General features: G+C 60.0%; 14 protein-coding genes. 10 read left to right on the top strand and 4 right to left on the bottom strand.

The genetic code is table 11. The features are described from left to right. Both B5X69_RS19230 and istB read left to right on the top strand, forming a co-directional pair. Nucleotides 1-1,058, top strand: a 1,058-nt coding sequence (locus B5X69_RS19230) for a Mu transposase domain-containing protein (protein ID WP_079640149.1), incomplete at its 5' end; no start/stop codon positions are given. Beyond that, nucleotides 1,058-1,867, top strand: a complete 810-nt coding sequence (gene istB / locus B5X69_RS19225) for an IS21-like element helper ATPase IstB (RefSeq protein ID WP_020818758.1) — start codon at nucleotides 1,058-1,060, stop codon at nucleotides 1,865-1,867. The genes B5X69_RS19230 and istB, both read left to right, overlap by 1 nt. A 217-nt stretch (nucleotides 1,868-2,084) precedes the next feature. Here the strand turns inward: istB and B5X69_RS22520 are convergent, their stop codons facing one another. The 3 genes from B5X69_RS22520 to B5X69_RS19210 all read right to left on the bottom strand — a co-directional run bounded on the left by B5X69_RS22520 (nucleotide 2,085) and on the right by B5X69_RS19210 (nucleotide 4,096). Further along, nucleotides 2,085-2,447 (bottom strand): dioxygenase family protein, encoded by a 363-nt coding sequence (locus B5X69_RS22520; protein WP_062121841.1) that lies wholly within the window; start codon nucleotides 2,445-2,447, stop codon nucleotides 2,085-2,087. Nucleotides 2,448-2,512: 65 nt separating this feature from the next. After that, complete coding sequence (locus B5X69_RS19215) at nucleotides 2,513-2,941, bottom strand: DoxX family protein (protein ID WP_021222964.1); 429 nt, start codon at nucleotides 2,939-2,941, stop codon at nucleotides 2,513-2,515. A 216-nt stretch (nucleotides 2,942-3,157) separates the two neighbouring features. Further along, nucleotides 3,158-4,096 (bottom strand): LysR family transcriptional regulator, encoded by a 939-nt coding sequence (locus B5X69_RS19210; RefSeq protein ID WP_020818768.1) that lies wholly within the window; start codon nucleotides 4,094-4,096, stop codon nucleotides 3,158-3,160. Nucleotides 4,097-4,745: 649 nt separating this feature from the next. Here B5X69_RS19210 and wrbA point away from each other — a divergent pair. After that, on the top strand, nucleotides 4,746-5,348 hold the full coding sequence (wrbA, locus tag B5X69_RS19205) for an NAD(P)H:quinone oxidoreductase (protein ID WP_020818767.1): 603 nt from the start codon (nucleotides 4,746-4,748) through the stop codon (nucleotides 5,346-5,348). A 256-nt stretch (nucleotides 5,349-5,604) separates the two neighbouring features. Here wrbA and B5X69_RS19200 read toward each other — a convergent pair whose 3' ends face one another. Then, on the bottom strand, nucleotides 5,605-6,528 hold the full coding sequence (locus B5X69_RS19200; protein WP_020818766.1) for a LysR family transcriptional regulator: 924 nt from the start codon (nucleotides 6,526-6,528) through the stop codon (nucleotides 5,605-5,607). Between the two features lie 155 nt (nucleotides 6,529-6,683). Here B5X69_RS19200 and B5X69_RS19195 point away from each other — a divergent pair, with 155 nt between their 5' ends. The 7 genes from B5X69_RS19195 (at nucleotide 6,684) to B5X69_RS19165 (ending at nucleotide 13,213) form a co-directional block, all read left to right on the top strand. After that, the gene (locus B5X69_RS19195; protein ID WP_021222966.1) at nucleotides 6,684-6,998 is read left to right on the top strand and encodes a muconolactone Delta-isomerase; all 315 of its coding nucleotides are present in this window, start codon (nucleotides 6,684-6,686) and stop codon (nucleotides 6,996-6,998) included. Further along, nucleotides 6,995-8,161 (top strand): muconate cycloisomerase family protein, encoded by a 1,167-nt coding sequence (locus B5X69_RS19190; RefSeq protein WP_020818764.1) that lies wholly within the window; start codon nucleotides 6,995-6,997, stop codon nucleotides 8,159-8,161. The genes B5X69_RS19195 and B5X69_RS19190 overlap by 4 nt, the downstream gene beginning before the upstream one ends. Before the next feature lie 98 nt (nucleotides 8,162-8,259). Beyond that, nucleotides 8,260-9,687 (top strand): sodium:solute symporter family protein, encoded by a 1,428-nt coding sequence (locus B5X69_RS19185; protein ID WP_020818763.1) that lies wholly within the window; start codon nucleotides 8,260-8,262, stop codon nucleotides 9,685-9,687. A 75-nt stretch (nucleotides 9,688-9,762) separates the two neighbouring features. Then, nucleotides 9,763-10,644 carry an MBL fold metallo-hydrolase gene (locus B5X69_RS19180; RefSeq protein ID WP_021224462.1) on the top strand — a complete coding sequence of 294 codons (882 nt, stop codon included), beginning with the start codon at nucleotides 9,763-9,765 and terminating at the stop codon, nucleotides 10,642-10,644. A gap of 335 nt (nucleotides 10,645-10,979) precedes the next feature. Then, the gene (locus tag B5X69_RS19175) at nucleotides 10,980-11,753 is read left to right on the top strand and encodes a chlorocatechol 1,2-dioxygenase (RefSeq protein WP_079640147.1); all 774 of its coding nucleotides are present in this window, start codon (nucleotides 10,980-10,982) and stop codon (nucleotides 11,751-11,753) included. Nucleotides 11,754-11,920: 167 nt separating this feature from the next. After that, nucleotides 11,921-12,988, top strand: coding sequence for a maleylacetate reductase (locus tag B5X69_RS19170; protein WP_020818760.1), 1,068 nt, complete (start codon nucleotides 11,921-11,923; stop codon nucleotides 12,986-12,988). Between the two features lie 78 nt (nucleotides 12,989-13,066). Further along, nucleotides 13,067-13,213, top strand: coding sequence for a CoA-transferase (locus tag B5X69_RS19165; RefSeq protein WP_021224464.1), 147 nt, complete (start codon nucleotides 13,067-13,069; stop codon nucleotides 13,211-13,213). Nucleotides 13,214-13,277: the final 64 nt, after the last annotated feature.

Genomic DNA, 13,277 nt, shown 5'->3' with positions numbered 1-13,277 from the left:
GCGAGACCCTGGCCTATCGCCTCTACCACTTCCGCTTGGCGGCGAGTGGCTGGGAGCATGCGGCTGTCGTGCTGGGCGGGGAGAGCTTTGCCGCCCTTTCGGAGCACCTGCAGGATGCGTTGTGGAAGCTGGGCGGTGCGCCGGCCGAACACCGCAGCGATTCCCTGTCAGCCGCCTACAAAAACCTCAACGCCGATGCGCAGCGGGATTTCACCCGAAGCTATGACGAGCTGTGTCGTCATTACGGCATGCTTGCTACCCGCAACAACCGCGGCGAGGCGCACGAGAACGGATCGATCGAAGGTCCCCATGCCCATCTCAAGCGACGGCTCGATCAGGCCTTACGCCGGCGGGGCAGCCGCGATTTCGTTAGCATCGAGGCCTGGCGCGAGTTCGTTGAGGCGCAGGTCGCCAGACAGAACCGGCGACATGCTGCGCGCATCGATGCAGAACGCAGGGTACTCAAGGCGCTGCCCGCAAGGCGAACCACCGATTTCGCCATGGTCACCGTCGATGTCACCCGCAACGGCACCGTCGCCATCGATCGGGTTACCTATTCGGTGCCTTCCCGCCTCGTCGGACGGCGCCTCAACGCGCATCTCTTTGACGATCGCATCGAGCTCTTCCTCGGTCCAGACAGGGTAATGTCCACGCCGCGTGTGCGGATCAGTCATCCCCACCGGGGGCATAGCATCGATTTCCGGCACATGATCGGTAACCTGCGCCGCAAGCCCGGTGCACTGCGCAACCTCGTCTACCGCGAAGCCCTCTTCCCCGATCACGCCTACCGGCGGGCCTGGCAAGCCTTCGATGCCCAACTCGATGGACGGCAGGCCTGCCGCGATGCCGTCGCGCTGCTCGATATCGCCGCCAGGGGCGACTGTGTCGACGTGCTGGCCCGGCGGATCGATGAGGCTCTCGACAGCGGGCGCTTGCCCGATGTCGATGCGCTCAGGGACGAGTTCCTGCCAACCGCAAGATCGCAGCGCGATGTCGCTATCCCGCCACCCGATCTGCACAGCTACAACAGCCTGATCGCCAGCGGGGAGGTGCACTGATGACCCGCACCAAGGATCAGGCCGCCGCCGTACTGCCTACCCTGCTCAAGGCCTTGCGCCTGCCGAGCATCAACCGCAACTGGAAGCACCTCACCGACACCGCCGATCGCGATGGCTGGCCGGCCGCCAACCTGCTGGCCTCGCTTCTCGAGATCGAGATGGCTGATCGCTCCTCCCGGCGCATCCAGCGCCATCGCGACCAGTCCGGCTTGCCCGCAGGCAAGACCTTCGCCACCTTCGATTTCGACGCCGCCCCCGGCATCCGCAAACCGCACCTCTTGTCCCTCGCCGCCGGTGACGACTGGATCGAGAACGGCGGCAACCTGCTGCTGTTCGGCCAGAGCGGGACCGGCAAGACGCACGCAGTTGCCGCCATTGGCCATGCCCTCATCGACACGGGGCGGCGCGTCCTGTTCTGCTCCACCACCGACATGGTCCAGAAGCTCCAGTCCGCGCGCCGCGACCTCAGCTTGCCCGCCATGCTCGACAAGCTCGACAAGTTCGATCTCATCGTGCTCGACGATCTGTCCTACGTCCGCAAGGACCAGGTCGAAACCAGCGCCTTGTTCGAGCTCATCGCCCACCGCTACGAACGCCACTCGCTCGCCATTACCGCCAACCAGCCATTTTCGGCATGGGACAACGTCTTCCCTGATCCCGCCATGGCTGTCGCCGCGATCGACCGCCTCGTGCACCACTCGACCATCATCGAGATGAACGGCGAAAGCTACCGCAAGCGTTCCGCCGTCGCCCGCATCAACGCCGGCGATTACGACCCGCCCAATGGCGCCCCGGACCGGCCATCATAATTGTCGCTGGCTTCGCGCTCGGGAGCACCCTTGCTGAGGCAACGGGTAATTGTCGCCAGCGGCAATTACATGCCAACCATCCCATGCGCTTCAAACCCTCGCTTCCGGCCAGCGCCAGCGACAATTACCCAGCGTCGTAATTGTCGCTCGACGGTTGCTCCTCGCAACAGCAAATGGTAGCCAGAATTCACCAACCGGCGCGGCCACCTATCGGCCATCAAAATTGACGCCGACCGGACTCCGTAATCGTCGCGCTACAGCCGCGAAACTCGTTTGCCGCACTCGGTATGCTTTGTTCGTGCAGAAGGGAGCGTACGCGCTCGACCAGATGGGCAGATCCCGGAGCCGGGTAACGCATCTCGTAAAGTGCGTCAGGAAAGCCACCGAAATCATGAATTGTAGTGTGTCGGTCGAGGCCGTTGAGGGTCACAACACTCTCTTCCCAGTGCGCCGATATGATCAGGATCGCGGTCGGTCGAAAGGGGAGAAGCGCGGGCAGAGATTCGAGGAACGACCGCGCCGGACTGTCGCCAAGCGCAAGGCTTGGAGCACCGTGGCTAATGAATATGCTTGGGAGCATCGATTGAACCGCCAGAAGAGAGTTTATACGGGGATGGCATTACGGGCTGCGGGCGGAGAGCAGCTTCAGGTGATCGCAGGGTTGATAACGGTCCCAGGAAGCGGTGTCGGCTTCAATGCGTAGAGCCCATCGCCGATCAGAGCCTGGACTATGAGGGTGAGCGCCCAGAAGGCAGGAAATTCCCAACCCCCATTGGGATTGTTGAAGAAGAAGCCGGCGCCGGCATGCACCGTTGCAATCGCGCCGAGCAGGATTGGGATAAGGCCCAGCGCCACGATGCGCGGATAGATGCCGAGGAGCAGTGCAATTCCGCCAAGCGTTTCCGCTGTCATCACCAGATAAGCGATGAACCCTGGTACGCCGACCGACTCGAAGAATTGCGCCGTTCCGGCCGGCGTGAACACGAAGATCTTCATGCCTGCATGTGCGAGGAAGAGGCCGCCAAGGGCGGCACGCAGCACCGTGGCACCGATCATTCCGGTGTGGACTTTCATAGCATCGCTCCATCGACGCGACCGATGACAAAGGCATTGCCGTCGGTTGCGATGTCTGTCGCCGTGGAGTTCCGAACTGGATTTGCTCGGCTAGCTCTTAGCGGCGGGCGGAGCCGTCTCCGCCGATGCCGTGACAGGTAATCTGCTTCCCACCTCGCGATAATCTGCAAAAATGTGCGGCGTTATCACACCGCCAGTGTGAACCGAAGCGAGCGATCAGTTCCTGTCGGTTGTCTGATCGATGCGTCGCTGCCACGGTGGGGTGCCAGCAAAACGCTTGATAAGGAAATCAATGAAGACGCGCACCTTCGCGGGGAGATGCTCGTTCGGAGGGTACACTGCGTAGATGTTGCCGAGATCGAACGGAGGATGGTCGAGTTCGAGAATTTCGAGCCGACCATCTGCAACGGCATCGGCAACGATGAATGTGGGCTGGTAGACGATCCCCATACCGGCAATGGCCGCTGCGACAAGTGCGTCGCCGTTGCCGGCGCGAAGCGGCCCCGAGACAGGCACCTTGATATCGCCGTTGCTTCCAAAACTCCACGAACTGGGTCCGACAGCGTGGGACAGGGTGTAGCCAAGGCAGCGATGATCGCCGAGATCGATTACCGTCTTGGGGCGTCCGTGTTTTCTGAGATATGCCGGCGATGCGCAGACCGCCATGTGACAAGGCGCGAGACGGCGCGCAATCATGGGCGAGTCCTGTAGTCGTCCGATACGTATGGCGAGATCCCATCCTTCCTCCACGAGATCGACAAGACGATCGTTCACGCCAAGATCGATTGTCAGGTCTGGGTGAGCTTTGGAAAGGTCGTTCAAAATGGGCGCGATTTCGCTTGTGCCGAATGAAACCGGAACATTGACCCTGAGCAGTCCCCGCACCACTAGTTTGTCGGCTGCCGCTTCGGCTTCCGCTTCTTGAAGTTCGGCGATGATGCGTTCCGCGTTTTGCACGAAAGTGCGCCCGATTTCAGTCGGGGTCACTTTGCGTGTCGTGCGGTGCAGAAGCCGCACGCCGAGCCGCTGCTCGATAGCAGCGACATGTTTGGTCGCCATGGTCGGCGACATGTCCAAAGCCCGAGCTGCACCCGACAAGCTGCCCAGCTCGACGACTTTAAGCAGGACCTGAATCCCCTGGAACCTATCGAGCAAGCGACTATCCTCACACTGATGGTGTCAAATCTTCGCTCTAGGTAAGAAATTATGCCTCGCCTTACAATGAATAAGGTCGCTCCACCGGTGTGAGGTAACTTTCGTGCCCGAGTGAAGCGACGCTGGGGGCGGGGTCGCGGGTCGAATGGTCTCGCACCGTCCGGCTCGATGATGAGGTGCTGTGCGGAGAGAATTTCCTGCAATTGCGATCGCAAGGGAGTTTGCGTGATCGTCAATGCGTCCGACCCGCCGAACAGCAAGCTGGGCGGCTGCTTAATCTCAAGGGGCGAGCTGGAGTGATCGGCGACCGGTCTCATTGCCACCTATCGGGCGCAAGAAAGTGTCTTCGTACCTCTGGTGAGAGCAGAACTCCGTCTCGGTGGGATTATCCCATTGAAAGGCGATTGTTAGCTTAGGCGACACCCTGATGAACTGCCGTCAGAGGCAAACCGGACCGTATGGAAGCGGCCTGGCGCGCTTGCCTGCAGGCCTACGGGTGGCGCTTCGAGCGCTGCAATCCGGCGCGAGTAGATAAGGCAGAACGACAATGACGCTTCGATCGATTGTGCGCGTGTTGGGATTGTTGCGCGAGGCGTCTGCTCAAACCAGTGCCGCGGCATCCTCCCGGCCCGCCAATAAGGAATCAACAATGACCAAGGTGCTTGTCCTCTATTACTCGTCTCACGGTCATATAGAGGAGATGGCCTATGCCGCCGCCGAAGGTATCCGGTCGGTCGGCGTGGAGGCGATCGTGAAACGGGTTCCGGAGACGACCCCGGAAGAGATCGCGCAAAAAAATGGCTTTAAGCTTGACCAGAAAGCCCCCATCGCGACCGTCGATGAGCTTGCCGAGTATGATGGCATCATCCTCGGCTTTCCGACGCGCTTCGGCACCATGCCGGCGCAGATGAAGGCGTTTCTCGATCAGACTGGCGGGCTTTGGTATGAGCGTAAACTCGTCGGAAAAGTGGGGTCAATCTTCACGTCGTCCGGCACGCAACATGGTGGGCAGGAATCGACGATCCTTGGAAGTATTCCGGTGTTGCTCCATCATGGCATGATCATCGTTGGACTTCCCTATACCGCGCAGGGTCAGATGCGCCTTGACGAGATCACCGGCGGTTCCCCGTATGGCGCGTCGACGATTGCTGCGCCGGATCGCTCACGCCAGCCTTCCACCAATGAGCTGGAGTTAGCATCGCTGCAGGGGAAGTTCGTCGCGGAAGTTGCACGGAAGCAAGCGGCGGCCTGAGCACGGTCCTGAGGGGCCTGTCGATGCTTCTCAGGGTAGATGCGTTAGACAGCTGGCGGGTAATCACGGCGAAACGATCGCGCTCAGCGCGTGGACGGATACCCGCCAGCTGGAAACGACAGGTGATGATGCGCCGGCATAGGCGAGGGGCATGAACACCACATGCTGCCCGACATCGGCCGCTCGGCCGTCGCGGAAAAATCTACACAAACCCCGACCAGAAAATACCGGAGGTGGCGTGAGTCCCGTGGGAACCTTAGCGCTTCTTCCCGACCTTTCGGGGCTCCTGGGCGCGTTTGACCGGCTTCTTGTCGCTGAGGCTTCGCATGAAGGCGGAGAGGATCGGGGTCGTGTTCGCCTTGAGATAGGCACAGTGGGTTGGCGATGTGATGTTCGGTTCGGCCAGCCTGACGAAGGTTACGCCAGGCATGCGGATGCTCGTGACCGCTTCGGGAGCGATACAGATACCCGAGCCGATCGACACGAGCGCAAGCGCCGATGTTTGATCCTCCGCTTCGGCGCCGATAACAAGATTGACGCTTGCAGCCGACAGGGCGCTCAGAACAGCATCTGCGAAGCTCGGCCGATTTCCGGATGGGAACAGGATGAGCGAACGCCCGATAAGATCGGGAAGCCTCAGAGACGTTGCATGAGCAAGGTTGTCTTCGACCGGAAGTGCGACATAGAGCGGTTCTTCGGCAACCGTCATGACCTCAATGTCAGGTGCGGGATTGAAATAGCGGCTAAATCCGATGTCGATCGCTCCGGAACGAAGAGCTTCCTGCTGGCGATCCTTTCCCATGCTGACGAGGACGATTTGCGCAAGCGGGACTTGGGCACGGAAGCGGCGCAAAATCATAGGCACGGCTTGATAGATGGACGAGCCAAAGAACGCGACGGTGAGGCGGCCGATCTCGCCGCGGTCGGCCGCGCGGCTGCGTTCACCAGCGCGGCGCGACCGCTCAATGATCTCGCGGGCCTCTTCGAGAAAGACGCGGCCGGCTTCAGTGAGAATTGCCCCCCTCGGCGTGCGCACGAAAAGCGTGACCTTCAGCTCTTGCTCAAGCGCATGAATCTGTCGGGTAACAGGGGGCTGTGTGACGTGGACGCGCTGCGCCGCGCCGCCAAAACTGCCCTCTTCGGCGACTGCAATGAAATAGCGCAACTGTCTCAATTCCATCGTAACTCCAGTCATTCCGAAAAGGTATCGCTGAGCGCCTCATATAGTATTTTACAGAAAGAGCCTGGCTTTCGATAGTGCCCGTCAGCAATCAATTGCGCACGAGATGTTGTGACGATTGCCGAATAGAAACGAGAACACGGGCAGGTATTGAAATGTTTTATCTAGTGCGAATGGTGGTCTCTCCGCCTTATGGCATGCCGCCGGAAGAATTCGAGAGACTGAAAGCTGAAGAGAAGGAAGTCGGGATCCGACTTCAACGTGAGGGGATCTGGAAGCACATCTGGCGAGTAGCGGGGGCGTACGCGAACGTCTCGATTTTCGAGGTCGATAGCGTCGAGCAGCTTCACTCGGCAATCAGCAGCCTGCCTTTCTTTCCATTCTTAAGTGTAGAGGTGACGCCGCTCGTGCCGCATCCCTCATCGATCAACCCCGCCGACAATCCACTCCTGAAGGAGGGCAGAGCATGAACGAGATGGTTTCTCCGATCGTCGCCACGACTAACTTGGCAAAGGACGCCTTGCGCATCCGCGCCGTCAAAACCACGATCGTCGATTTGCCGATCCGCAGGGCGCACCAGTTCGCCAAGGCAAAGATCAGCTCGCAGGCATTCCTGATCGTCGAGATCGAGACTGAAAGCGGCATCACGGGGCTCGGCGAAGGAGCTACGCCCGGTGGACCATGGTGGAGCGGCGATAGCATCGAGACGATGAAGGTGATGATCGACACCTATCTGGCGCCGGCGATCGTCGGACAGAGTGCGGGTGACGTCACGGCGCTCCACGGTCTGATGAACAAGGTCGCGTTCGCAAACTATTTTGCCAAGGCGGCGGTCGACATCGCTTTGTGGGACATCGTTGGCAAAGCGCTTAACGCACCCGTCCACGCCTTGTTCGGGGGCATGGTTCGCGACAGCAGCGAGATCAGTTGGGCCCTGGCGACCGGCGAGGCGGATACCGACATCGCCGAAGCCGAGGACATGATCGCCCGCAAGGCCGCGAAGGTATTCAAGCTCAAAGGTGGGGCAAAGCCGCCTCAGGCAGACGTCGAGCGTGCCGTAAAAGTCGCCAAGGCGCTGGCAGGCCGCGCGGAGGTGAGAATCGATCTCAACCAGGTGTGGGATGAGACGACCGCCAATCGGTGGATTCCGGCGCTGATCGATGGCGGAATCAGCCTGCTCGAACAGCCGGTACAGGGCTGGAATTTCGACGGTTTGAAGCGGATCCGCGAACGCTTCGGCATCAAGGTCATGGCGGACGAGAGCGTCTGCACGCTTCAGGATGCGATGCGGCTCGCGGGCAGCGCTGCGGTGGACGTCTTCGCCTACAAGGTAATGAAGTCGGGCGGCCTGACTGCGTGCAGGCAGATCGCCGGCATTGCCGAGGCCGCTGGCATTGCGAGCTATGGCGGTACTTTCCTTGAAAGCTCGATCGGCACGTCTGCCGGCCTGCAGGTCGCAGCGGCCGAGCGCAGTGTCACGTTCGGCTCCGAGTTCATCGGAGGCATCTGGCTTGCTGACGAAATCGTCACCGAACCCCTGGTCTACAGGGACTTTCACGTTTTCGTACCGACAAGGCCAGGCATCGGCATGACGCTCGATCGCGACAAGTTCGAGCATTATCGCCGCAAGTGAGCGACGAGCAGACCACATAAAGAGCCCCCCGATCGGCGAGTAAGCCTTCGCCGATCGGCTTTCTGCTTTCTAAGCCAAAAACATAATGGGGAGGGGCCATGTCATTCCAGGTTTCGACGATCGGGATCACACTCATTTATATGGCCGCCGTCGGGCTGATTGCAGCTTATGTGCGCCGCTCGGCAATCACCGCTGCGGGCTACACCGAAGGCGGGCGTCAGTTTCCCGCCATCATAATCGGGTTCTTGATGGTGTCGGAGTTTATCGGCACGGCGGTGAGTGTAGGCACCGCGCAGCTCGGCTATTCAAAAGGGATTTCGGCTGCATGGAACGTGTTTGCGTTGGCGCTGGGATTTGTCCTCTTGGGTCTGATCCTGGCACGCAAGTATAAGGAGCTCGGACTTAACACGATCTCAGGTGTGCTCGCCTCGCGTTACGGCCAGAACACACGTATCGCGGCCTCCGTACTGACGATCTGCGCGCTCGAAATTATCGCGGTGTCGATCTATGCGAGTGGCGGCGCGGTGCTTTCCGGAATTCTCGCGATCGGCAAGCCGACCGCGGTCATCGTGGTCGGCGTGCTTTCAGTCGGCTATGTCAGTGTCGGTGGCATGCGCTCGGTGGTCTACACCAACGTTTTGCACGCATCGATCAAATATCTCGGCATCGTGATCGCGATGATCTACGGGCTTTCGTTGACCGGAGGCGTGACGGCCCTCGCCACGAAGCTCCGTCCAGAAATGTTTGTCTGGGACGCCGTCGGTTGGTCCCAGATCGGGGCCTGGATGATCGCCGGGATCGGCTCGATTTTTGCGACCCAGCACGTCATCCAGGCGCTTTACACTGTGCCCAATGTACGAGCTGCCCAGAAAGCGTGTTTCTATTGCGCCGCGGCGATGGTGCCTTTCGGAATCCTGACGGCAGCCGTCGGGATGGCGTCGGCGGCTTTGCATCCGGGCATCAATCCTCTGCAAGCGTTTCCGAGCCTCATAGCCGATATGGACCGTCTGAGCGCTGGTATCGTCGTGGCAGGCTTGGCGGCCTCGCTGTTCGGAACGATTTCGGCTGTTAGCATTGGCGCAGCGACGTTGCTGATGAAAGATTTCTTCGAACCGCTATTCAACAAGGAAAGGGATGAGAGGCGATCCGTCCGGTTCCTCAAGGTCGCCACGATTATCGTTGGCCTCTTGCCAGTTGTCATCGCACTCGGCGCGAACAACGTTCTCCACATTGCTTACCTTGGAAAGGGGCTCCGTGCGGCGCTGGCCGTTCTCGTGCTGCTGGCTTTCTATGCTCCAAGCTTCAGCAACGGGAGTGGCGCATTCATCGGGATCATCGTGACCCTCCCAGCGACCGTGGTCTGGTACATGCTCGGCGATCCGTACGGCATCGACAACGCGTACGTCGCGCTTGCATGCCCGGTAATCGTTATGGGCCTGTTTCATCTGACTTCGCGGCGAACCGCCCCGATTGTGACAGGAAACGGACCCTTACCCGAACAGCAGGTTGTGGCGAACACCGAATGAATCAAAACCGGGATGCCGCGCCAGTCCGTCTGAGCGGCGTGGGTGGCCGTCAGGAATAACGTGAGGCAGTTGGAAATGAAAAAGATCGTTGTCGGCGCCGTCGAAATCACGCGAGTTGAGGAGAGCCTTGCACCCAGTTTCGAGCCTGCTTTCCTGTTCCCGGAGTGGCGGCCAGAGTATCTGGAGCAGTATGGGTGGATGGAGCCTCACTTCTATGACCGGGGGGCTGGCAAGTTCATGTCATCGATCCATAGCTGGGTGATCCGCACGAAGCATCATTTGATTGTGGTCGACACCTGCGCTGGCAACGACAAGAGCCGGCCATCGTTCGAACGGTTCAACATGTTGCGTAGTTCTTATCTGGAGCGACTGCAAAGCGCCGGCATACGTCCTGAGGACGTCACGCACGTCCTGTGCACGCATCTTCATCTCGATCATGTCGGCTGGAACACACGCCTACTCGATGGACGCTGGGTGCCAACGTTTCCGCAGGCGAAATACATCCTTTCGAGGCGTGAGTGCGAATTCTGGGATACGCGCAGCGGAGAGGGAGGGAAACTCCCGATCAACGACAACGTATTCGAGGACAGCGTCAGGCCGATCCTGGACGCGGGGTTGGCAGAGTTGATCGATCCTCCCTTTCAGCTGACGGACGAGCTGACGATCGAGGCAGCGCCGGGGCATTCGCCGGGCCATTGCATATTGGTGCTTCGAAGCGGCGGCGAGACGGCGATCTTCTCGGCGGACACGATGCATCAGCCGGTGCAGATCTACGAACCACATCTCAACAGCCGTTTCTGCGCCGATCCCGAGCTTGCTCGGCAATCGCGGCAGGCCGTCCTCGAACAATGTGCATGCTCGAACGGCTTGCTTTTGCCGGCGCATTTTGGGCGACCCCATGTTGGCCGCGTCAGTGAGCGGGCGGGCGGCTTTGCTTTTTCCTGCGACAAAGTCTGAGCACAATATGGTCAAAAGTTGATAGCGGCGTCGCTGGCGTCGGCGCGGGCAGAATGCCGACAGAGCGCGTTCCTGCACTGTGCGGGCATTGTCTCCGCATCATCGGTAAACGCGCTGTGGTCCGATCGCGCCACTCTACTTGCGAAGACTTTGATCGACATGATGAGGGAACGTTGACCCGGGCACGATTATCCGCCCAGGGGGCGTTTATGTCACTCCAGAAGGCGATACGATTTCGGTATGGCCAAAGACCCGAAAAGGAATTTGAAAAAATGTCTCGGGTGTAAAATATTGGTTCTTGAGAATAGAAACGGATCTCCTAGGAGGATCGGAAAATGGCAGACGAAGCTCGTATAAACGCAGTGGTCAGCGATATCGTGGATGGAGTGCGCGCGGCTCTGTTCAAGCACGATGTGACGTTCGACGAATACAGGGTGGCGCTGGCGTTTCTGCTTGATGCCTTCGAAAAGAACGACGTGCCGCTACTGATGGACGTCTTCTTCAACACGACGATCGTGAAAATCGAGGGCAAACTGATGGGAGGCTCTAAGCCTTCGCTGGAAGGTCCTTATTATCTGGAGAATGCGGCTGTCGTCACGGACCGCCTTCCAATGCGCGACGAGGATCAGCACCACACTGCGATGCAGCTGCGCGGTCGAGTGACCGGGATGGATGGGCGGCCGCTCGCGCGTGCCACGATCGACGTTTGGCATTCGACCCCGGAAGGCCGGTATAGCGGTATTCATGATGGAATTCCGCCGCACTATTATCGCGGCAAGATCGTCACTGACGCTGATGGCCGCTACAACGTGCGGTCGATCATGCCGGTCCCGTACCAAATTCCTAACGAAGGGCCCACCGGTGCGCTGCTCACGGCGATGGGGCGGCACTCCTGGAGGCCAGCTCATGTCCATTACAAGATCTCGGCCCCTGGCATGCATACACACATCAGTCAGGCCTACTTCGAAGGCGGCGCGTACGTCGAAGACGATTGCTGCGAGGACGTTTGCGAGGAGCATGTTGTCGCCGAGAAGGTGGAAGACGGTGTGCGCATCGTCGAAGTGGACTTCGTGATCCCGAAAGCGACGGAAAAGGCGCAAGCCGCCTGAGCGGTTTCGTGAGCCGCCTTTGAGCGGCGACGCATCTTCCATCCAACGACAACAAAGCGATCCGGCGTGTTGCCGGATCGAACCTTTTACCGCGGGCCATTGAGCGCTGGTCCGCATGGCGGCGGCCGGGCTGGCTCGAGCCAAGATCAAGGGCGTGAGAGATTGAGATGCAATTGAGTTTCACTTACGAGGCCAATCCAGGACGAACGATATTCGCGCCGGGTAGCCTGGCTTCGCTCGGCGATGAGCTTACGCGGCTTGGTTTCAGTCGTGCGCTGATCATCTGCACGCCGCCTCAGCGCGATTTGGCCGAGCGGATCAACGCGATGCTCGGCGATCGTAGTGCCGGAATCTTCGATGGCGCCCTGATGCACGTCCCATTCGAGACCGTCGTCGCCTGTCGAGACGTGGCGCTAAAGAGCTTGGCCGATTGCACGGTCGCAATCGGCGGTGGATCGACGACGGGTCTCGCCAAGGCTCTAGCGCTTGAAGACGGCCTTCCGATCGTGGCGGTCCCTACGACCTATGCAGGCTCCGAAATGACCCCGATTTGGGGAATGACGAAGGATCGGCGAAAGGTCACGGGGCGCGACAAGGCGGTACTGCCGAAAACGGTCATTTACGATCCGGAGCTGCTGGTGTCGCTGCCGGCTTCTATTACCGGGCCGTCCGGGCTCAATGCGATCGCGCACGCGGTTGAAGCTCTTTACGCGCCGGAAGCCAATCCCATCACGTCGCTAATGGCGGAGGAGGCGATCCGGGCGATCGGACAGGGCCTTCCGAAATCGATTGAGACGCCGAACGACATCGGCGCGCGCTCTTCGACGCTCTATGGCGCTTGGCTCGCCGGCGCGACACTCGGCATGGTTGGCATGGGCCTCCATCATAAGATTTGCCACACGCTTGGGGGTACGTTCGATCTGCCGCATGCCGATGTTCATGCGATCGTCCTTCCGTATGTCGCCGAGTTCAACGCGAGCGCCGCGCCTGGCGCGATGGCGCGCGTGGCGATGGCGTTGGGCGGCTTGGCGGCAAGCGACGCAGGACGGTGTCTTTACGATCTTCGCCGGAAAACGTGCCCAAAGCAGTCGCTTGCTAGTTTGGGAATGGCGCAATCCGATATTCGGCATGCCGCGGAACTGGCCAGCGCGGGCAGCTATCCAAACCCCAGGATCGCCTCGGCCGACGATGTCGAACGCATCATTATCGAGGCGTTTCACGGTCTGCAGCCCTGATGTCGCGCACAGCTGGGATCGCTCTTGGAGACTTTATGGAGACGGCCGCGCGCGGCGGCTTGAGAGGAAGGCGGCGAGTTGGATAGCAAAATATATGGCAGCGCCGAGCAGGCTTTATCAGGGCTGTTGAGCGAAGGCATGACAATCATGTCAGGCGGCTTCGGCCTCGTCGGTAATCCTGAAACCTTGATCGACTGCGCGGCGACAACTACGATGGCCGGTTGAGCGGCGACTATGATGGCCGGTAGGATCGGTTGTCTGGTCTGATCGTAGGGAGGGGCGCAGCCCC

The sequence above is a fragment of the Sphingopyxis flava genome (assembly GCF_900168005.1).
GTDB lineage: Bacteria > Pseudomonadota > Alphaproteobacteria > Sphingomonadales > Sphingomonadaceae > Sphingopyxis > Sphingopyxis flava.
This window is presented reverse-complemented; position numbering and strand designations above follow the sequence as displayed.